Origin of the sequence: Methanoculleus horonobensis, from assembly GCF_001602375.1 — an archaeon.
In the GTDB taxonomy this organism is placed as follows: domain Archaea; phylum Halobacteriota; class Methanomicrobia; order Methanomicrobiales; family Methanoculleaceae; genus Methanoculleus; species Methanoculleus horonobensis.
Map to the genome: position 1 here is coordinate 658,249 of NZ_BCNY01000015.1, position 19,862 is coordinate 678,110.

The window sequence follows — 19,862 nt, forward strand, 5'->3', positions numbered from 1 at the left end:
ACTTATGCACCTCCAGTCATCATATAGCCGAGGATATAGGCGAGGATCGCCAGGTTCGCGATGCCGAGTACTGCCGCGAACCACCCGCTCTTCAGCGCCGCCTGCCACCGAACCCGTGCCGTGACGTTGTCGACGAAGATCTCGGCGAGATACGTGACCACGACCGCGATGATCCCGATCACGGGGTTCCAGGCAAAGAAGAGGTAGACGAACCCGAGGAGGAAGACGTTCTCGTACCAGTGGGCGATCTCGACCTGGGCGAGCGTCGATCCCGAGAACTCCGTCGTTATGCCCTTGACGATCTCCTGGTGCGCGTGGTGCGACGTCGAGATGTCGAAGGGGGACTTCCGAAGTTTGATCGTGAGGATGGTCACGAAGCCGAGGAAGACGCCGGGGAGGTAGAGAATGGCCGGTATGGTCGTCACGGCGATATCGGCGACGTAGAAGCTGTTCGTGATCATGTAGAGTCCGACGGCCGCGAGGATGATCATCGGTTCGTAGGCCATCAGCTGGATCAGTTCGCGCTCGGCCCCGATGTGGCTGTAGGGGGAGTGGACCGCATAGGCCCCGAGCACCAGGAATACGTGGGCGAGCGTGAAGGCGAAGATGATCAGCAACAGGTCCCCTCCCGCGAAGAAGAGCGCGCCGGAGAGGGCGATGAAGATCAGGTAGGCGAGGACGTAGAAGTTCTGCGCCGTCGTGACGACGACGCTCTCCTTCTCGAAGAGTTTGCCTACGTCGTAGAAGGGCTGAAGGAGCGGCGGCCCGACCCGCCCCTGCATCCGCGCGGTGATCTTCCGGTCGACTCCCGCGATGAGGCCGCCGACGACGGGCGCGAGGACGAGGAAGAGGATCGCCCCGATAAGCCAGGTCCAGGTCATAGCGCCACCCCCGCGAGAACCCACGATGCCAGGATCAGGATGGTGCAGACCACTGCTCCCGGAAGGAAGAGTTTGGCCTCGCCGAAGTACTCGGTGAGGTAGTAGTTCCGCGTCTGAGCCTCCTGTGTCCGGCCGAGCGATCCGCTGAAGTGCAGATCCGGCGTGGCGGTTCTCCCGCCCATGTAGGCGGGGAGACTCTTTGCGCTCCTCCTGAAGAGGAGGAACGAGACCGGGAGGACGAGGAGGAGTGCCATCATCAGGAGCATGATGGCGACGTTCGCCTGCGCCATGAGCGCCGTGACCCCGTAGATGGCAAGGACGTACGGCTCGATCAGTACCGAGGAGATGACCGGGAAGAGGAGAACGGCCGCTATCACGAGGCCGGTGATGATGTAGAGGGGGGCCCAGGGCTCCTCGAAGAACCCTTTCTCCACCCGCTCCTGGTTTCTGGTGACCGCGACGAGTTTGCCCATCCACTTCGCCCAGAAGAAGACCGTGACGGCGCTTCCGTAGGCGAGGATGGCGATGAAGACGATGCCGAAGGGAACCTGGACGAACGCTTCGATCGCCGCCCACTTGGAGATCAGCATACCAAAGGGTGCAAGGAACATCCCGGCGATGCCGATGAACATCATCACGGCCATCCTGGGCATCCGGACGATCAGGCCCTCCATGTCCTCGATGTCGCGGCTCCCGATCCGGTGCTCGATCGCCCCGGTTCCGAGGAAGAGGAGCGCCTTTGCGACGGCGTGGAAGATGATCAGGAGGATCGCTGCCCAGACGAGCATGTAGGTTCCGACACCCGCACAGGCGGCTATCAGGCCGAGGTTCGCGATCGTCGAGTAGGCGAGAACCAGTTTGGCGTTGTTCTGCGATATCGCGATCGCGGATGCGACGACGAAGGTCACGGCGCCGACGAGGCCGATGGAGAACCCGGCGAATGTCCCGGCAAAGACCGGTGAGAACCTGACCAGGATGTAGACGCCGGCCTTGACCATGGTGCTCGAGTGGAGCAGCGCCGAGACCGGGGTCGGGGCCACCATCGCCCCGAGGAGCCAGGAGGAGAAGGGCATCAGCGCGGCCTTCGTGATCCCGGCAAACCCGATCAGGGCGGCCGGAAGCAGGATGATGGCCGTGTCGCCGGAGGCGAGCACCCGGGCGAGATCGATGCCCCCGCTCGTCGCCTCGGTGGCGGCAAGAATGATGAGCGCGACGACGAACGCGACCCCGCCGAGGAGGTTCATCACCAACGCGCGGAATGCGTTCTTCGTCGCCTCTTCGGTCTCCGAGTAGCCGATCAGCAGGAAGGAGCTGATAGTGGTGATCTCCCAGAAGAAGAAGACCCACATGAGGTTGTTCGAGAAGACCAGGCCGAACATCGCGGCGAGGAAGGCAAAGATGACGAAGAAGAAGATCTTCTGCCGGTCACGCACCTCCGGGTGGTGGTGGTGATACGTCTCCATGTACCTGACCGAGTATACGGCTATGAGGCTCCCGATGAGCCCGATGATCAGGGCCATGATGATCGAGAACTGGTCGATGAAGAGGTTGTTGACCGCATGAAGGCTCCCCGAGAACGTGGCCTCGAGGTATACCACCAGCGCCGCCTGGACGGCGGCCAGCGCGATTGCCAGGTAGTTCCTGAACTTTGCGCCCATGTAGATGATGAAGAGCGCAAGACCCATCTCGATGGCCACCATGACGAGGCCGGCCGCTTCCGACGGCGCGGCGAAGTAGACCGCGCCCTCGAACGCATACCGCATGAGCAGGTATATCGAAGCCCCGCCGATAGCGAGAGCCGAGAGGGCGACCACCACGTAGCGAAGTGTCGTCCGCTTCACGAACAATAAAAGGCACGCAACGAGGATGGGGAATAATATTAGGAAGAGCAGCGTCTGCACTATTGTCCCTCGTAGGGTACCTATGCCTTAACTGCATAATTAATCATTCCACATGAGCACCCCGGGGATCGGCCGGTGCATGCCCGGTGCCGCTCAACCGGGCACGGCGGTACGATGAGGAACCTGGGAATCATGCCTGGAGATTGGTATTTGCCGTTATTCCGGTTCGCATGGTATTACGCCCCGGACGCCTCCCCCGTACTCTCCGGCATCTCCCCGGTAGCGCGGGATGAAGTGGATGTGGACATGCATGACGTTCTGCCCCGCGGCCTCCCCGACGTTGACGCCGATGTTGTAGCCGTCGGGGTGGCGGCCGCGGCCGGTGATCTCCCTGCAGTCGTCGATGAGCCGGGCGAGGGCCGTCCTCTCTTCATCGGTCGTATCGAAGTAACTCCCGACGTGCCGGAAGGGGATCACGAGCAGGTGGCCGGGGCTGACCGGGTGGATGTCGTAGCGGGCGTAGCAGAGTTCGTTAGCGGTAACGATATCCTCGGGGGCCGGGTTGCAGAACGGGCATGGCATGGCCCCTGCTCTTTCTCCGATCGCTCATGAGTGTTTTGGCTCGATCGTTCTCACCCGAGCAGGCGGGCGAGGATCTTTCCCGGGAGGCTGCGGGAGAGGGCGATGGCGTGCTCGGTGCACATCTCATGACAGCAGTAGCACCTGATGCAGCGCGTAAGATCGATCGTCGCTCTGCCTTCGGCAACGGTGATCGCGTGGACGGGGCAGATCCGCTCGCACTTCCCACAGCCGATGCACGAAGGAGCGATCACGGCGGGGCGGGGAGCGTAGGTTCGCCCGAATCGCCGGACGACGGCCTGGACGACCCGCCGCCAGATGCCCGTCCTGCCCCCGACGTAGGTCGAGGGTTTCCGGAAGTCCGGAACCGTGAACTCCGCCGGGTCGTCGCCGACCGTCCGGACTCCCTCGGGATCGAGGAGCCCGCGCTCGGCCGCGCTTCTGGTGCTCCCGATCTCGAGCGGGTCCATGCCGATGAGCCGCGCGAGGACAGCGTCCACGGCCGCGTAATCGCTCCCGGCAAGGACGACTCCGATCGTTCGCGGACTGCCGGCCTGAGGCCCGTCCCCCTCCATCCCCACGACCGCGTCCACGATCTGGAGCCGGGGCTGCATACACTCATTGAGGTCGACGAGCATTCGGCCGAAGGCGTACTCGTCCTGGAACCGGAAGTGAAAGACCGGTTTTTCGAGCCCCGGGATCAGCCCGAAGAGGTTCTTCGCGGCGCCGGTCATCCGCGTCCACATGTGGGTCTTGGCTTTGGAGACGACCACGATCGCGTCGGCCTCTACGGCGGGGGTGATGATGGAGAACTGTTTCATCACCTCGCCTTCCGGGAACGGTACTATCTGCGAGCCGGTGTCGTAGTTCAGGGTGGTGCCGGTCTCCTCGGCCACCGCGGCGAACCCGCTCCGCGAATACGCCCGCCGCAGATTCGCCTCGCTGTAGACAATCCCGGCACCGGGGCTGTCGCCGATGACGACCCGGCACCCGTGCTCCGTAAGAAGCCGCGCGATGGCAGCGACGACCTCCGGGTGGGTGGTGACGCACTTCTCAGGCGCCTGCCCCTGCAGGAGGTTCGGTTTGAGGAGGACGCTCTCCCCCGGCGCAACAAACCGCCCGATGCCGCCGATGAGGTCGATTGCACGGCGGACGGCCGCATCGACCTTCTCCGGCGCGTACCCCTCGCACCGGGCGACCGCGACGGTTGCGTCCCGGCCGGCCGGCTGCACTTCATTCCTCCCCGATGCGGCCGAGCGCCTCTTTTGCCGCGAGCATCGCCGCGCCCTGTTTGGTCCTTGCCTCGCCCTCTCCGAATGGAATTCCCCCGACCGTCACCCGTGCGGCCCAGACCGGACAGCTCCCGGGCCCGGTCTGGCGGAAGGCGTACTCGAGTTCGCCGAGGTTCTCCCGGGCGACATGCTCCTGGAGCCGTCCGCGGTAGTTCCTGTGGGTATCGCACTCCGCGATCTCCTCCTCGAAGATCGCGAGCACCACGTCCCGCGCCACGTCGAGGCCCCGGTCGAGGTAGATCGCGCCGATCAGGGCTTCGAAGGCGTCTGCGACGATCGAGTCGGTCGGCGCCTGCCCGCGCCCCCGGACGGCGGCGTCGATGCCGAGGCCCTGCCGTCGAACGATCTCCGCGAGTTTGGTGTTTCTGGTCACCTGGAGCCTCCGGTTCATCTCGCCCGGGGGGAGGTCGTACTCGCCGTAAAGGTGGTCGGCTATGACGAAGTCGAGGACGTAGTTCCCCAGGAACTCGAGCCGTTCGTTGTCCTCGAACGTCGCTATGGGGTACTCTCTGCCGTTCGCGTACGACCGGTGGGTCAGCGCCCGGTCGTAGAGGGGGAGGGCGGTCTTCGCGACGTCGGTGATCCCGAAGGGGGCGCGGGCGAGGAGCGCACGCACCTCCGCTTCCCGGTCGAGGGCGACGGGCATCGGGCGTCGGGTGAGCCTCCTTCCGCAAAGGCCGCCGATACGAATTCTGGTCCAGAGGGTGGAGAGTTTCATGTCCGTCGGGTGCAGGACGCCCTGCCGCTCTTCTCTATAGAATGGCTTATCTTCTGCTGGATAAACTTTTGCCGGATACGGAGCATCCGGGAAACCTTTTCGTTGCCCCCGAAGAGATACTTACTCGTGGTGCTGCCGGAAGCGGGCGAGGCAGGCAGGTGGGTCTACCTGGACATCGAGTTCGGTTACGTCTACGGAACCTGCCGGGCGGTCATGATGCCGATCGAGATCGGTGCGGTTGTCCATAGGCCACAGGATGACAGCGTCCGCTATCTGGGCGAGCAGTTCTGCTACGACGTCGATGTCGAGATATGGAAGAAGGTGACCGACGGGTGCGGCAAGACCGTCGGCGTCGCGACGACCGTGGCGAACATGGGGCGCGGGGAGTACGGGAGGCCCTACAATCACTCCTACCGGATCCCGGGCGCCGGGGTGCCCGCGGCAAAGGCGACGGCACAAAGAGCATTTGCCGATCTCCGCCTCTTCATGGAGTCAATCGTCTCGGCCGGGGATGCCCGGGCAATCGTCGTCTTTGCCGCGAGCATGGAGAAACGAGCCTTCCGGGCCGCGGGCTTCTCGCTCGATGGGTGCATGCTGGTCGACCTCCAGCGGGAGATCCGGAGACACTTCAAGATGAAACAGGTTCTCTCCCTCGATCGCCTCGCCCGGCTCATCGATTTTTCCGCCGACGATTCCGTCGTCGCCTCGACGCACTTCAGGTACCCCGTCCCGCGGGAGTGCCGCCACATCCTCGCCGCCCACCGGGGGATGGGCGACGCCGTCCGGACGTTCCTGCTCGCACGCGAGTTCCAGGAGAATCGCCCGCATATCGAGGAGCGCATCCGCCCTCTGATGGAGACCTGTGGGGGCGACGGCGAGGAGGGGGGCTGCCGGAAGGATTCGGCCGGAGGCGCCGCCGACGGTACGGCGGGAACCTGAGCATAAAACTCCCGTCAGGATCCGCCCTTCACCTGAAGTAGCTCTTTTCGTTCCTGCACCGGCTGTTCCGGCGTGGGTTTGCAGATTTCGTCCGGCTCCCGGTACGGCCCGGTCAGCAGAATGTCGACCTCAGCACCGTCGTCGATGCCTCCGGTGCCTGCGGGGACGTGCAGGTAAGCATCTGCACGCACCAGTGCCATCTGCGGCCCGGCCCCCCGCGGCAGGGGGGTCGCGACGTGCCCGTCGCCGGTCCGGGAGACGGTGAGGAGGACGAACTCGTCGTAGCCGGGGTCGGTCGTGACCGTTCCGGCGAGCCGGACGCGGAGGCGCTCCAGCGGCCGGGGATGAAACCCCCATGCCGCGAGCAGCGGAAGGGCGAGTTCCCGCACGGCTGTCAGGGCGGCGATCGGGTAGCCGGGGAGCCCGATGACCGGTTTGCCGTCGATGCGGCCGATGATGGCCGGTGCGCCCGGCCTCATCGCGACGCCGTGGACGAGCACCTCGCCGAGGTCGCCGATGACGGCGGCGGTGAAGTCCCGTGTGCCTGCCGACGACCCGGCGGAGATCAGGAGGAGATCGTTTTCGCGAACGCCGTTCTTGATGGCCTGCCGGAGCAGTACGGGGTCGTCGCGGACGATTCCGTAGCGTGTGCAGGTGGCGCCGGCCTCGCCGAGCATTGCCGCGCTAACGGCGGTGTTACTCTCGACGGCCCCTCCCGGCCCCGGGCACTCGCCTGCCGGTACCAGTTCGCTCCCCGTCGGGATGAGGCCGACCTTCACCTCCCGCACGTCCACCGCGGCGATCCCGCAGGAGAGGAGCGCCCCGATATCGCAGGGGCGTATCCGGTGCCCGGCCGGGAGGATCGGGTCGCCCTGCCGGATCTCCGAGCCGGCCGGATGGATATGCTCTCCCGGGAGCACCGCTCTCTTCGTGCTCCAGGCCCCGTCTCTGACGACGTCCTCGATCATGACGACCGCATCGTAGCCGGGAGGGATCGCGTTTCCCGTGTTCACCCGGTGCGGGTTCCTGAGCGGGACGGGGCTCCCGCCGCCCGCACCGGTGGTCTCGCCGCTCACGACGGCAAACCCGTCCCTTGCGGCGATCTCTGTTGCCGGGACCGTCAGGAGCGAGTATACGGGCCCTGCCGTCACCCGTCCGGCCGTCCCGGCAACCGGGAGGGTAGCGACCCGGTCGGGGCAGGGGAAGGCCGAGCGCATCATCGCCCGGACTTCCGCGAGCGGTCTTGACGCGAGGCGCCGCCTCACCATGGCGTTATACCCATATCATCGCCTCTTCCCGGCGGCGCCGGCCGCTTTCGCAAAAAAAGTTAGATCCGGGTGTAGAGGTTCGCATACACCGTCTTGCCCTTGGAGACCGGGTGGCGTTCGCCGAGGTCGCCGATGTAGTGGGCGAAGCGGGCGGTCTGGCCGTCGACCTCCTGCTCGACCTCGCCGACCATCTGGAATCCCGGGAGCGGGTTCTCGATCGTCCCGTAGACGTAGATGTCGCCTTTCACCATCTGTCCGCCGACGCGGCCCTTGGCGTTGCCCTTGACGATGACGGTGCCGCCTTCGCCGTGAGTGGAGACGTGAATGTCCGCGTCGCCGCCGATGACGATCGTCCCGCCGTTGATGAACGTGGCGGTATCGTTCGCGACGCTCCCGGCGACCCGGATCAGCCCGCCCTGCATGCCGCGCCACTCGCCGCGGGGGGATGAGCCCAGGTGGCTCCCGGCGTTTCCGTCGACGACGAGTTCGCCGCCTTCCATCCCGATGCCGCAGAACGAGTCGACGTTCCCTTTGACGTAGATCTTCCCGCCTTTCATCCAGCCGCCGATGTACATATCGGCGTTGCCTTCGATGACGATCTCGCCGGCGGTCATCTGCTGCCCGATCCTTTTGACACGGGTGCAGTCTCCCCGGAGGATGATCTTCGTCTCTTCGGCTGTCGGTGCACCGTCGCCCTCGACGGTGAAGTACTTCCCGAGCGGGCTCTTCTGCTTGCCTTCCCAGACATCAAGGGCAGTTATCTCGGCGGCTTTCTTGCCTGCAAAGTTGTCCGGAGTGATGTTCTGCCCCTCAAGCATGAGCTCGGGGGGGTTGGTCAGGGTGAGGATTACTGTCTTCATGCTTCTCATCACCTCATTGTGTCGTATCGACCTCGATAACCCGCGGGTTGTGGAGATGCTCTTCGAAGAGCGAGTAGTTGTCAAGTTTCACGCTGTAGTGCCGGAGGAAGTGCTCGTAGATGTCTCTCTGCACCTGTGCGTTCTCCGGAACCTTCACGTCGACCCAGATCGTCCGCTTCGCGGGCTCCGCGATGACTTCGCCGTTCCGGACGGTCACGATGCCGTCTTTGACGAGCCCGGCGCACCGCGAGAAAGCCTTCTCGATATCCGCCGGGTCGGAGGGCATATTCTCGGGGTTGAGGGCGTAGACGGCGATATCGGCATCCATACCGGGGGCGAGCCCGCCATAGGTGTTGCTGATGCCGAGCGCCTTTGCCGGCCCCGCCCGGGTCATCTGTGCGATCTCGTAGAGGCCGAGTTCGCGATCGATACCGTCGATGGAGGTCGCGTCGATCGTCTTGTCAAGCCACTTGAACGTCTTCATCGTCTCGTCACGCGCAGCCCTGCTCATCAGCCAGGTGATGACGCGCGGGTAGCGGGTGAACGGTCCGGCGTTCGGGTGGTCGGTGGTGATGAACGTCCGCATCATGTCCTTGGAGAAGAGCGCCAGCTCCAGGCCGACCGCCCACTGGATGGTGCAGACCTTGACCTTCGGGCTGTAGATGTAGGGGACGACGCCTGCAGCGGTCTCGAGTTCCACGTCTACGTTCGCCCACTTCAGGTGGTTGAGGGAGCAGAGGTGGTGCTCGAACGGCCCGTCGGCGGTCATGGTTGTGGTCTCGTCGAGGGTCACCTGCCCGATATCGATGGTGAGGTTGTCGTGGGCGTTCACGTAGTCCATCACGTCTTTTGCCCGGGATTCGAAGTTCCCCCAGGAGTCGCCGCCGTAGGAGTGGAACTGGAGGTGCGTGAGGTGCAGCACCTGCTCGCGGCCGAAGTCGTTCTTCGGGGCGTAGCCCTCGGCGAGTTTGAGCGACTCGAGCGTGTCGACGTAGTTGCCCGGGTTCCCGAGGTTGTTACAGTGCAGGTGCACTGAGTGCGGGAGGCCGAGGTGCTCGTTCGTCTCGATGAGCCCCTTCACGATCTCTGCCGGCGTGATGTCGAAGTAGGGAACCGGGTCGTGGATGTTCACGCAGTTCAGGCCCCATCCCCAGGCTTCGGAGCCGCCGGGGTTGACGACCTTGATGCCGAACCCGCGGGTTGCCCGGAGGAGCCAGGCGGTATACGCGGCGTTGTTCTCGATCTCGTTATTTTTGAGGTATTCAAGGGTGAACCAGTTATTCCCGAAGACCGGCATCGCGGCGATGTCGATGATCGGGGTATCCCGGATCTCTTCGTGGACGTGCGGGGAGTGGAGCGGGGGCATCGCCGCCTCGTTGACGAAGACGTAGCCCATCCGCGCGTAGTCGTAGCCGGTCTTGAACGTCGAGGGGACGGAGGAGCCCATCTCCATGCGGCTGCACGTAGGGGATTTGTGGGGGCTCTTGAAGAGTTTGTCCTCCGGCCGGAAGAGCCGGCCGACGTTCACCTTCGGCCCGACCACGTGAGAGTGGACGTCGACGCCGCCCGCCATCACGGTCATGCCGGTCGCGTCGATCGTCTTCGGGCTGGCGAGAAGACTGGTCTCGACGATCTTGCCGTCCTTGACTCCGATGTCCATGCGGTCGCCCTTGATCCCCTGCAGGGGATCGAAGACGAACCCGTTCCTGATCAGTAGTTCGCTCATGCTTCACTCCTCCGCGCGGACGCCGGCCGGTGCGGCCTTTGCCGGTCCTTTCGCAGCCTCTTCGGCATCCAGTTCAGAGAGTCTCTTATGAATCCGCTCGAAGAGCTCCTCGTCGCTGATGACGCCTTCGGGCGGGTCGATGACCTTGCGGTACTGGATCGGGACGTTGTCCATCCGGTAAACAATGCCCGGAACCTCGACCCCGACGATGCCCACCGGAATATGGAGGTCGGAGATCTCGCTCGCCATGCAGATGTTCGGGTCGATGGTGATCCAGGGGTGCTTCCGGAGGTGCTTGACCGCCTCGATCGGGAAGTGGGCGCCGGCATCGGTTCCGATGTTGATGAAAGCGTCCACCTCGTCGCGCATGGCAAGATCGACGGAACTCGTCTCGCCGGGGTTCATGTGGGCGATATCTTTCTTCGTCAGGTCGAGACAGTAGGGGTAGCCATACTGCCATGACCAGACCGCGCCCGGCCCGGTGATGTTGTAGTGGCCCCGCATCGCCATGATCGTCCACTTGGTGTGGTCGTTCAAGTCGCGGGTCAGGCTGATGGCGATGTCCACGTTGTGGTTCCGGCCGTCGGAGTGGCAGAGGCCCATGCCGTAGAAGATGGTGCCGAACCGGGCCTTCTTCATGATATTGGCGACCTCGAGGATCTGCTCGCGCTTGATCCCGGCAACCTCGGCGGGGATCTCGTGGCCGCGGATGGCGGTGCGGAACGCGTTGAAGAGGTCGTAGTCGTGCCCCTGCTTCACCTGCAGGTAGATGTCCGCCACCTGGGCGGTGTCGGTGTGGCGGGGGTCGATGACGATGATCTTGCGGCTCTTGTGGCCCTTGCCGGTGAAGAAGCCGCGGGGGAAGATCGAGTAGCGGGACATGTGCCGCGGGTGGGCGTGGGCGGGGTTTGCGCCCCAGTAGACGATGACGTCCGCCCGGTTCTTCGTCTCGCCGAGGGTGCAGCTCGGGTAGCCGTTGTCGAATATGGCTAAAAATGAGCTCCCGTGGCAGATGGACGCGCAGTTGTCGAGCACGGCCCCCGCTCTCTCGGCGACCTTGGCCGCGGCGGCCATGCCCTCGCAGTTGGTCGACCCGAACCCGTAGATCAGGGGTTTCTTTGCGTTGTAGAGGACTTTCGCCGCGTAGTCGACCGCCTCATCGTAGGAGATATCCTTGTAGGTGCCGTCCGGCTGGCGGAGACGGGGCAGTTTGACCCTCTCGCCACCCGTTGCGTGGTGGAAGATCTGGTTGCCGATGGCACAGGCATTCTCCACCTCGAGGATCTTTTTTCCGTCGTCCGATACGGTCACGACAAGGTCGTCGCAGCAGACGCCGCAGTAGGGGCATCCGACATTCTCAATCTTCTTTGGCATTACTGATCACCTCTCCACATCCCGACGGCTCCCTGGACGAGTTCGAGCGCGCTCTTGCGCCTCTCCCCGTTCACCGACTCGACCGTCACGGGGAAACCGCTGTACTGCGGCTCCCCGGTCGCCTGGGTCCGGGGAGGTACCACCTGGTTTGCCCAGACACCCTGCGGGATGAATGCAAGGCCAGGGTAGAGCGACTGACGCCCTTTGACGGCCTTGACGACCACGCTTCCGCATTCACTCGTCACCCGTACCAGCTGGTTCGGAACCAGGCCGAGCGCCTTAACGTCGTCGTCGTGCATCTCGATGATCGAGCAGGCCTCGAAGTATTCCGGGGTCGTTTTGCCCTTTTCCATCGCAACGCCTTCTTCGATGGAGCGCTGAGTGATCATGTTCAGTGTAATCCTGTTCGCCATGGTTTTGCCTCGATGTAGTTGGAAAGACCGGTCTTCCGGGTTTTCGGGAGACCGGCCGCGTAGGATACGGTAACCCCGGCAACACCCGTCATCGGGTACTCCGTTCTGGGAGGGTCTACCGGGATTCTCTGTACCCGGCGAGCAGAGCCTTCCGGCATGGTGCGGCCCTGCTCACCCGAGGAAACGAAACATCCGGGCGGAGCACCGGGCGGATCGTTTTGTCATAACTTGTAATGTTTTGTATTTAACCATTCCGGATTTGTAAGCAACTAAAGATTACAGGCTTTACATCCTGGTTTTTTAAATGGATTGTTTTTTACCGGATGGGTTGATCCGCAATGCGTTGCAGAATGGCCGGATCACCGGCCGCCGCCGGTCGAGAGTGCGAGAGTCGCAGAATGGGGGGCATGGCGTGGCGGGTGAGGAGTATGCCCTTTTGCCCGGGGTAGACCTGATTGTAGATGTGCTATATACGGAAGTCCTTTTTACATCTTGCCGATGTCATGATCTTTTAACAAACGGCGGTCTGGGTATCTGGTTCTCCGGGAATCCTCCCCGGAGAGGGGTAGGATTATATATTTTTGTGCCCAACCGATATAATCAGGTACAGTTGAATCTTTTTCGGTGTGACAATTTTAATTATTGCTATTACTATTGTTCCACGTAATATTTAATATGTCCCTCCTGCCCGCCTCCTCTCCAGGGCGATAACGCCTTTTGGGCAGTGGGGAGAAACCCTTTTTAATGATCGGGTTCAACTATCTAACCAATTGAATCCCGATTTTAAAATATCCGATTCGAAATATATTTGATATTAATATTACTTTTTGCAAAAAAATCAGTCTTATTTCGCAAATTTTATTAATAGCTCTCCTTCTACTCTTATAGTCCCTTTTGGGACGTGCAGTAGCGGCCTTCTGGGATCTAGAACAGATGACTGTCTCGATCTCTTGCATGAACGGAACGTATTGAACAAGGGTAAAAGGATGAAATACTATGGCTAAATACACGGAAACAATCGATCTCTATTCTGATGACGGGAAGCTGCTCAAGAGCGGCGTCACCCTCGACAGAATCAGCCCGCTGGTTAACCCGGCCACAGGTAAGATCATCGACCTGACCAAGAGGACGATCAGCGTAAACCTCGGCGGCATCCAGGATGCGCTCAAGGTTGGCAAGCTTGGAAAGGGCAAGATCAAGGGAAGAGAACTCGACCTCCCCATCATGGAGAACAAGGACGCGATCGTCGCCAGGATCAAGGAGATGATCCAGGTCGAGGAGGGTGACGACACCGAGATCATGGAGTTCAACGGTGGAAAACTTCTGCTGGTCCAGGTCCCGACGAAGCGCCTGGTCAACGCGTCCACCTACGACGCCGCGATCACCTCGGTCGCAGCCGCGACCACCTTCTCGATCGTTGACCAGTTCAACATCGACGCCTTCAATGCATCCACCGTCAAGGCGGCCTGCTGGGGCAGCTACCCCCACACCCAGGACATGGAAGGTGCGCTTGTCACGTCGATCCTGACGATCCCCCAGAACAACGAGGGTATCGGCTACGCGCTCCGGAACATCCCCGTCAACCACACGGTCATGATGACCGGCAGGAACGCTCTGCAGGGTGCAGCACTCTCGTCCACCCTCGAGACCGCCGGTATCTTCGAGATGGGATCCGCCGTCGGGCCGTTCGAGCGCGCTCAGCTGCTCGCCTACGGCTACCAGGGCCTGAACGCGAACAACATGGTCTACGACCTCGTCAAGGCAAACGGCCAGACCGGAACCGTCGGTACCGTCGTCCAGAGCCTGGTCGAGCGCGCCATCGAGGACAAGGTCATCGTCCCCGGCAAGAAGGGCGGGTACTTCCAGTTCTACGACACGAAGGACCCCATGCTCTGGAACGCCTACGCAGCCGCAGGAACCATGGCAGCCACCATCGTCAACTGTGGTGCCGGACGGTTCGCCCAGGCGGTCTCCGCGACGCTCCTCTACTTCAACGACCTGCTTGAGCACGAGACCGGCCTCCCGAGCACCGACTACGGTCGTGTCATGGGTACCGCCGTCGGATTCTCGTTCTTCAGCCACTCGATCTACGGTGGTGGCGGCCCCGGTATCTTCAACGGCAACCACGTCGTGACCCGGCACGCAAACGGCGTGGCTATCCCGTGTGTGGTCGCCGCAGCGGCACTCGATGCCGGAACGCAGATGTTCTCGCCCGAGAGCACCTCCAAGCTCTTCGCCGACACCTACGGTAAGATCGACGTCTTCAACAAGCCGATCGACCAGATCGCAAACGGAGCCTGAGCGAGCAGAGATTCGAATGACGAACGCCGCATTTCCGCAGGTCCGGATTGTGCCCGTACGGATGCTCAAGCCCGCGACCGCAGAACGCCTGCTCAATATGCTTGCCGGCATCGCCGGTATCCGCCGGATGATGATCCACGGGCCCGGCCTGCCGAAGACAGTCCCGTACGGACCGGCACGGGGAAGCCCGAACCCACACTCCGACCGCAAAGCGATCCGCGTCGCCGACGCCGAGATTGCGCTGCGCGTCCAGGTGGGCATGGTCATCCTGGAGGTCGAGGACGCTTCCGCCATTGAGGAGATCCGCTCGCTCTGCGACGGCTTCTTTGTGGAGTTTCCCTACCTGCTCCAGGAAGGCAGGTTCATGAAGACCGCCCCGACGCTCGTGGACTACGCGAAGTATGGGCCGGACGCCGATACATCGCTCGTCGGTCTCACGGATCCCCGGAATGGGGAGAAACCGGTGATTATCCGGACGGAACAGTGACGCGAGGCGCATAAAATCCGGAAATATGGCTGAAAATCATTCAAGATAGGAAATGAATAAGATATCAATCACTTTGAGGTGAATGAAAAATGGCATACAAGCCCCAGTACGGTCCCGGGACATCGGTTGTCGCCGAGAACCGGCGCAAACAGATGAACCCCAACCAGAAGCTTGAGAAGGTTCGTTCCGTAACGGATGAGGACATTGTGCTGATCCTCGGCCACAGGGCTCCCGGATCGGCATACCCGACCGCCCACCCCCCGCTCGCCGAGCAGCAGGAGCCCAACTGCCCCATGCGCAAGCTCGTCAAGCCCACCGAGGGTGCGAAGGCAGGCGACCGTGTCCGCTACATCCAGTTTGCAGACTCGATGTTCAACGCTCCCTCGCAGCCCTACCAGCGGACCTACACCGAGATGTACCGCTTCCGCGGTATCGACCCCGGTACGCTCTCCGGTCGTCAGATCGTCGAGTGCCGCGAGCGTGACCTCGAGAAATACGCGAAGGATCTCATCGAGACCGAGATGTTCGACCCTGCCCTCGTCGGCATCCGCGGTGCGACCGTGCACGGCCACTCGCTCCGTCTCGCTGAGGACGGCATGATGTTCGACATGCTGCAGAGGAACGTCCTCGGTGAGGACGGCATCGTCAAGTACGTCAAGAACCAGATCGGCGAGCCCCTCGACCGTGCGGTTGCCGTTGGCAAGCCCATGGACCAGAAGTGGCTCAAGGCTCACACGACGATCTTCCACTCGCTCGTAGGGACTTCCTACCGCGATGACACCGAGTACGTCGAATATATCCAGCGCATCCACTCGCTGCGCACGAAATACGGCTTCATGCCGAAAGAGGAGTGATTACAATGGCAAAGATTGAGAGATCCCAGAAGCTGTTCCTGAAAGCCCTCAAGGAGAAGTTCCAGGGACAGGACGTCGAGTCTGAGACCGCCGAGTTCTACAAGTTCAACGGTGTCCGCCAGTCTCCCCGTAAGATGGAGTTCATGAAGGCAAGCCGTGCCGTCGAGATGGACCGCGGTGTCTCCATGTACGACCCCGAGCGCTGCCACCTTGGCGGTATCCCGATGGGCCAGCGCCAGCTGATGACCTACGAGGTCTCCGGCACCGGCGTCTTCGTCGAGGGTGACGACCTGCACTTCGTCAACAACTCTGCGATGCAGCAGATGTGGGACGATATCCGGAGAACCGTCATCGTCGGGATGGATCTTGCTCACCAGACCCTGCAGAAGCGTCTGGGCAAGGAAGTTACCCCCGAGACGATCAACGAGTACCTCCACATCTTGAACCATGCGATGCCCGGCGGCGCCGTCGTCCAGGAGCACATGGTCGAGACTCACCCCGGCCTCGTCGACGACTGTTACGTCAAGGTCTTCACCGGCGACCAGGAGCTCGCAGACGACATCGAGCCCCAGTTCCTGCTGAACATCGAGAAGCTCTTCCCCGCAAAGCAGGCCGAGGAACTCAAGGCCGAAGTCGGCAAGAGCATGTACCAGGCAATCCACATCCCGACCACGGTCTCCCGGACCTGCGACGGTGGAACGACCTCCCGGTGGTCTGCGATGCAGATCGGTATGTCCTTCATCGCTGCCTACCGCATGTGCGCCGGTGAAGCGGCCGTCGCCGACCTCTCCTACGCTGCGAAGCACGCAGGCGTCGTCAACATGGGATCCGTCCTGCCCGCCCGGCGTGCCCGTGGCCCGAACGAGCCCGGTGGCATCAAGTTCGGTCTCTTTGCCGATATTGTCCAGGCGAACCGGAAGTACCCGAACGACCCCGCGAAGGCCTCTCTCGAGGTCGTCGGCGCCGGAACCATGCTCTACGACCAGATCTGGCTCGGCTCCTACATGTCCGGCGGTGTCGGATTCACGCAGTACGCAACCGCGGCCTACACCGACAACATCCTCGACGAGTTCACCTACTACGGTATGGACTACGCCAAGGACAAGTACAAGGTCGACTGGAAGAACCCGAGCCCGAGCGACAAGGTCAAGCCGACCCAGGAGATCGTCAACGACCTTGCAACCGAGGTCACCCTCAACGCCATGGAGCAGTATGAGATGTTCCCGACCATGATGGAGGACCACTTCGGCGGTTCCCAGCGTGCCGGTGTCATCGCCGCTGCATCCGGTCTCACGACCTCTATCACGACCGGAAACTCGAACGCCGGTCTGAACGGCTGGTATCTCTCCATGCTCCTGCACAAGGACGGATGGTCGCGTCTCGGCTTCTTCGGCTACGACCTCCAGGACCAGTGCGGTTCCGCGAACTCCCTCTCCATGGTCTCCGACCGCGGTCTGATGGGCGAACTGCGTGGCCCGAACTACCCGAACTACGCGATGAACGTCGGCCACCAGGGCGAGTACGCCGCAATCGTCGCGGGGGCCCACTACGGCCGCAGCGACGCGTTCTGCTACAGCCCGCTCGTCAAGGTCTGCTTCGCCGACCCGAGCCTGAGGTTCGACTTCGCCGAGCCCCGCCGCGAGTTCGCGAAGGGTGCAATCCGCGAGTTCATGCCCGCCGGCGAGCGCTCGCTCATCATCCCGGCGCGGTAAATAACTCCATAACCCTTTTTATTTGCACGTCCTCATAATCCGCGATCGCAAGCATTCCTGCCGATCAGCTGGAGAAGGTGGAGCGAGTGGTCCTCACTCGCCCACGTATTATGAGGTTGAGTGTTCGTATCATGATGTATGCTGTTTTTATAGCGGAGCGTCGCATTTGCCGGGTTCCCCGTCCGTAAAGAACCCGTCTCGGTCGCCGGGAGGCGCGCGGGGGTTGGGATGGGGTGCGTGGTGGTGGGCGAAACCCCTGTTGCAAAGATGCCCTATACTCGGGGATGCCTGGAGATCCGGGCAAGTTTGAGAATCGGAGACTAAATCCCGAAAACAGATTTCTACAGCAACTGGGTATGCTGAATCCGTGGGAAAATGTCTCCTCCAGTGGACCGTGGGGGTATCACCATGCACTGCCCCCGCCCCTTGGGGGCGGGGGAGGAGGCCGGAGGCCGGGCGGGGTGGGGGTCAAAGGTAGAGCCTTACGGGGTAGAGACAGGGGAGGGGGGATGCCCCCTCCCCGTCAGCCCCACCCCCAATGGCGATATCCCCTTGGAAGCCGTTTTCGGGCTTTTACATAGCCTTGCAGATACGCTCGGAAGATGCTCAAAGATCTTAGACGTGATGGGCGGCCGGGCCTATGAGTGTTCTCGAATGCGCCCTCGAATTCCCTCAAGACGCAACTCTGACCGCTCCCGTCCCATATCCGGCACCCGCGCAAACCTCTCTCACCCCTGCACTTTCGCCCCGCGCCACCAAACCCCCTATATCGCCGGACTCCCAACACTCCCGTAAGAAACCGGGAGGAGATGTTCACGGAATGACAACCGGCAGCCGCATCGTCCTGCACGTGGATATGGACAGTTTCTTCGCCTCCATCGAAGTCCGCCGCGCCCCCTCTCTTGCCGGGAAGCCGGTGATCGTCGGCGCCGACCCGAAGGGGGGGGCGGGCCGCGGGGTCGTGAGCACCTGCTCGTATGAGGCCCGCCGCTACGGGGTGCACTCCGGCATGCCGATCTCCCGGGCGTTCGACCTCTGCCCGCATGGCGTCTACCTCCCGGTGGATCACCCGTTCTACGCCAGCGTCTCGGAAGAGATCATGACGATCCTCTCCCGGCACGCCGGGCGCATCGAGCAGGTGAGCATCGACGAGGCCTACCTCGACGTCAGCGATGCCGGGAGTTTCCCCGCGGCGGGAGCGCTTGCCGCCGCGATCAAGCGGGAGGTCCGGGAAGAGACCGGGCTCACCTGCTCGGTTGGGGTCGCTCCGGGCAAGGCGGTGGCGAAGATCGCCTCCGACTACAAAAAGCCCGATGGACTGACGATCGTCCGCCCGGACGAGGTCGCCGGGTTCCTTGCCCCCCTGCCGGTAGGGAGGATCCCCGGGATCGGAAAGAAGACCGGCGAGGACCTCCGGCAGATGGGCATCCAGACCGTCGGCGACCTTGCACGCCGCGACGTCCAGGAGGTCATCGCCCGTCTGGGGAGATCCGGCGTCCGGGTGCACCACCTCGCCCGGGGCATCGACGAAGGCGAGGTTCAGGGCCGGGAGGGATGCAAGTCCATCTCCCGGGAGACGACGTTTGAAGTGGATACCGCCGACCCGCCGCTCCTCGCGGGGACGCTCGGCGCGCTTGCGGACGACGTCGCGGAGACGCTTCGTGCCGATGGACTCCGGTGCCGCACCGTCACGGTCAAGGTCAGGTATCGCGGCTTTCAGACGCATACCCGGTCCCGGACGCTCCCGCGGTTCACCGCCGACCCCGCGGCGCTCCGGCAGGCCGCGTCCGGGCTGCTCGATCCGTTCCTCAACGGCGAGCCCATCCGCCTGATCGGGGTCAGGCTCTCGGCACTCGAGGGCGGGCGCACCCGGCAGGCGTCGATCGACGAGTTCCTCTCCTGAACCGCCCCGCGAAGCGAACGTTCTTTATCGGGGGTATGCATTACGCTCCGGCATGCCCGACTTCTGGACGGTGCTCCTCGCCGCCGTCCTCCTCCTCCTCTTCGCGGTGCCGGTCGCCTACGTCCCGATCCCCTACCGGGAAGAGAAGAAGAGGTGACGTTTTGCCGCAACTCCCATAGAGCCAATTTTTCTGTCCCGGCGCCAATACTTCTCTGTCCGTGCCGCACGCTCGCCGCCGTGTCGGTGCGCGTGGGCACCAGACTGGAAGAAGGAAATGACGACTACAACGACGGTGCGCTCGGTTCTTGCGTGCCTGTTTCTCACGGCGGTGCTCCTCTCCGCCGGCTGCACCGGCGAAGAGCAGCCTTCCGTGGGGCAGGCGGCCACGGAATTCCGGAGTGAGACCTTCGGTTACGACGATCGCGTGGAGTTCCGCTACATCCCGAACTCCGATGAACCGGGGATCTACAGCGCGACCTGTACGATCGAGAGGGACGTCTCGTGGGGCACCACGATCGAGACCCGGGAGAACGTGCGATACGAGGAGATCTCCCGTGCGAACCCCATCGAGATCGTCGTCCCGCGCGAGGATCCCCTGGACCGCGTAGCGCTTGAGATTGAGATCCGGAACGCCGGAGGCGACGTCCTGCACCGGAGCCGGACGGCCGTGGCCCCCGCGACGCCTGTCCCGACGCCGCCGTGATCCGCGGGATG

Annotated in this window: 17 protein-coding genes; 7 read left to right on the forward strand and 10 right to left on the reverse strand. The window is 62.8% G+C overall.

Translation table 11 applies throughout. From position 1 onward, the window contains the following. Positions 1-2 precede the first annotated feature (2 nt). The 5 genes from MCUHO_RS11075 to MCUHO_RS11095 form a co-directional block, all read right to left on the reverse strand. Positions 3-881: a respiratory chain complex I subunit 1 family protein gene (locus MCUHO_RS11075; protein WP_067078325.1), complete on the reverse strand. Its 879-nt coding sequence runs from the start codon at positions 879-881 to the stop codon at positions 3-5. Then, positions 878-2,782, reverse strand: coding sequence for an NADH-quinone oxidoreductase subunit 5 family protein (locus MCUHO_RS11080; protein WP_067078327.1), 1,905 nt, complete (start codon positions 2,780-2,782; stop codon positions 878-880). Before MCUHO_RS11080 ends, MCUHO_RS11075 begins: the two co-directional genes overlap by 4 nt. A 156-nt stretch (positions 2,783-2,938) precedes the next feature. Beyond that, entirely contained in the window at positions 2,939-3,304 is a 366-nt protein-coding gene (locus tag MCUHO_RS11085) for an HIT family protein (protein WP_067078329.1), read from the reverse strand. 50 nt (positions 3,305-3,354) lie between these two features. After that, complete coding sequence (locus MCUHO_RS11090) at positions 3,355-4,533, reverse strand: DUF362 domain-containing protein (RefSeq protein ID WP_067078331.1); 1,179 nt, start codon at positions 4,531-4,533, stop codon at positions 3,355-3,357. 1 nt (position 4,534) lies between these two features. Continuing rightward, positions 4,535-5,311: a ribonuclease III family protein gene (locus MCUHO_RS11095; RefSeq protein WP_067078333.1), complete on the reverse strand. Its 777-nt coding sequence runs from the start codon at positions 5,309-5,311 to the stop codon at positions 4,535-4,537. A 126-nt stretch (positions 5,312-5,437) separates the two neighbouring features. Between MCUHO_RS11095 and MCUHO_RS11100 the strand changes: the two genes are divergently transcribed. Further along, positions 5,438-6,250 carry a hypothetical protein gene (locus MCUHO_RS11100; protein ID WP_201786429.1) on the forward strand — a complete coding sequence of 271 codons (813 nt, stop codon included), beginning with the start codon at positions 5,438-5,440 and terminating at the stop codon, positions 6,248-6,250. 14 nt (positions 6,251-6,264) lie between these two features. Here MCUHO_RS11100 and MCUHO_RS11105 read toward each other — a convergent pair whose 3' ends face one another. The 5 genes from MCUHO_RS11105 to MCUHO_RS11125 are packed head-to-tail and all read right to left on the reverse strand — an operon-like array spanning position 6,265 to position 11,891. Continuing rightward, on the reverse strand, positions 6,265-7,518 hold the full coding sequence (locus MCUHO_RS11105) for a molybdenum cofactor synthesis domain-containing protein (protein WP_067078335.1): 1,254 nt from the start codon (positions 7,516-7,518) through the stop codon (positions 6,265-6,267). Positions 7,519-7,577: 59 nt separating this feature from the next. Next, positions 7,578-8,378: a formylmethanofuran dehydrogenase subunit C gene (locus MCUHO_RS11110; RefSeq protein ID WP_067078337.1), complete on the reverse strand. Its 801-nt coding sequence runs from the start codon at positions 8,376-8,378 to the stop codon at positions 7,578-7,580. A gap of 13 nt (positions 8,379-8,391) precedes the next feature. After that, complete coding sequence (locus tag MCUHO_RS11115) at positions 8,392-10,104, reverse strand: formylmethanofuran dehydrogenase subunit A (RefSeq protein WP_067078339.1); 1,713 nt, start codon at positions 10,102-10,104, stop codon at positions 8,392-8,394. 3 nt (positions 10,105-10,107) lie between these two features. After that, complete coding sequence (locus tag MCUHO_RS11120; RefSeq protein ID WP_067078341.1) at positions 10,108-11,478, reverse strand: formylmethanofuran dehydrogenase subunit B; 1,371 nt, start codon at positions 11,476-11,478, stop codon at positions 10,108-10,110. Then, a complete protein-coding gene (locus MCUHO_RS11125; protein WP_048063713.1) occupies positions 11,478-11,891 on the reverse strand; it encodes a molybdopterin dinucleotide binding domain-containing protein in 414 nt (137 codons plus the stop codon). Before MCUHO_RS11125 ends, MCUHO_RS11120 begins: the two co-directional genes overlap by 1 nt. 996 nt (positions 11,892-12,887) lie before the next feature. Here MCUHO_RS11125 and mcrB point away from each other — a divergent pair. The 6 genes from mcrB to MCUHO_RS11155 all read left to right on the forward strand — a co-directional run bounded on the left by mcrB (position 12,888) and on the right by MCUHO_RS11155 (position 19,851). Then, a complete protein-coding gene (mcrB, locus tag MCUHO_RS11130) occupies positions 12,888-14,192 on the forward strand; it encodes a coenzyme-B sulfoethylthiotransferase subunit beta (protein ID WP_067078343.1) in 1,305 nt (434 codons plus the stop codon). 16 nt (positions 14,193-14,208) lie between these two features. Next, complete coding sequence (mcrD, locus tag MCUHO_RS11135) at positions 14,209-14,679, forward strand: methyl-coenzyme M reductase operon protein D (RefSeq protein ID WP_067078345.1); 471 nt, start codon at positions 14,209-14,211, stop codon at positions 14,677-14,679. Between the two features lie 89 nt (positions 14,680-14,768). Further along, on the forward strand, positions 14,769-15,533 hold the full coding sequence (gene mcrG, locus MCUHO_RS11140; protein WP_067078348.1) for a coenzyme-B sulfoethylthiotransferase subunit gamma: 765 nt from the start codon (positions 14,769-14,771) through the stop codon (positions 15,531-15,533). A 5-nt stretch (positions 15,534-15,538) separates the two neighbouring features. Further along, a complete protein-coding gene (mcrA, locus tag MCUHO_RS11145; RefSeq protein ID WP_067078350.1) occupies positions 15,539-17,245 on the forward strand; it encodes a coenzyme-B sulfoethylthiotransferase subunit alpha in 1,707 nt (568 codons plus the stop codon). An 820-nt stretch (positions 17,246-18,065) separates the two neighbouring features. After that, positions 18,066-19,148 (forward strand): DNA polymerase IV, encoded by a 1,083-nt coding sequence (gene dinB / locus MCUHO_RS11150; protein WP_067078352.1) that lies wholly within the window; start codon positions 18,066-18,068, stop codon positions 19,146-19,148. Between the two features lie 274 nt (positions 19,149-19,422). Next, the gene (locus tag MCUHO_RS11155; protein WP_067078354.1) at positions 19,423-19,851 is read left to right on the forward strand and encodes a hypothetical protein; all 429 of its coding nucleotides are present in this window, start codon (positions 19,423-19,425) and stop codon (positions 19,849-19,851) included. Positions 19,852-19,862 lie beyond the last annotated feature (11 nt).

What these genes read in the sequence shown, in the direction of transcription:
- MCUHO_RS11125 (WP_048063713.1), bottom strand. Translation starts at nt 11,891, where the DNA reads ATGGCGAACAGGATTACACTGAACATGATCACTCAGCGCTCCATCGAA.
- MCUHO_RS11110 (WP_067078337.1), bottom strand. Translation starts at nt 8,378, where the DNA reads ATGAAGACAGTAATCCTCACCCTGACCAACCCCCCCGAGCTCATGCTT.
- dinB (WP_067078352.1), top strand. Translation starts at nt 18,066, where the DNA reads ATGACAACCGGCAGCCGCATCGTCCTGCACGTGGATATGGACAGTTTC.
- mcrB (WP_067078343.1), top strand. Translation starts at nt 12,888, where the DNA reads ATGGCTAAATACACGGAAACAATCGATCTCTATTCTGATGACGGGAAG.
- MCUHO_RS11120 (WP_067078341.1), bottom strand. Translation starts at nt 11,478, where the DNA reads ATGCCAAAGAAGATTGAGAATGTCGGATGCCCCTACTGCGGCGTCTGC.
- MCUHO_RS11085 (WP_067078329.1), bottom strand. Translation starts at nt 3,304, where the DNA reads ATGCCATGCCCGTTCTGCAACCCGGCCCCCGAGGATATCGTTACCGCT.
- MCUHO_RS11155 (WP_067078354.1), top strand. Translation starts at nt 19,423, where the DNA reads ATGACGACTACAACGACGGTGCGCTCGGTTCTTGCGTGCCTGTTTCTC.
- mcrG (WP_067078348.1), top strand. Translation starts at nt 14,769, where the DNA reads ATGGCATACAAGCCCCAGTACGGTCCCGGGACATCGGTTGTCGCCGAG.
- MCUHO_RS11115 (WP_067078339.1), bottom strand. Translation starts at nt 10,104, where the DNA reads ATGAGCGAACTACTGATCAGGAACGGGTTCGTCTTCGATCCCCTGCAG.
- MCUHO_RS11105 (WP_067078335.1), bottom strand. Translation starts at nt 7,518, where the DNA reads ATGGTGAGGCGGCGCCTCGCGTCAAGACCGCTCGCGGAAGTCCGGGCG.
- mcrD (WP_067078345.1), top strand. Translation starts at nt 14,209, where the DNA reads ATGACGAACGCCGCATTTCCGCAGGTCCGGATTGTGCCCGTACGGATG.
- MCUHO_RS11095 (WP_067078333.1), bottom strand. Translation starts at nt 5,311, where the DNA reads ATGAAACTCTCCACCCTCTGGACCAGAATTCGTATCGGCGGCCTTTGC.
- mcrA (WP_067078350.1), top strand. Translation starts at nt 15,539, where the DNA reads ATGGCAAAGATTGAGAGATCCCAGAAGCTGTTCCTGAAAGCCCTCAAG.
- MCUHO_RS11075 (WP_067078325.1), bottom strand. Translation starts at nt 881, where the DNA reads ATGACCTGGACCTGGCTTATCGGGGCGATCCTCTTCCTCGTCCTCGCG.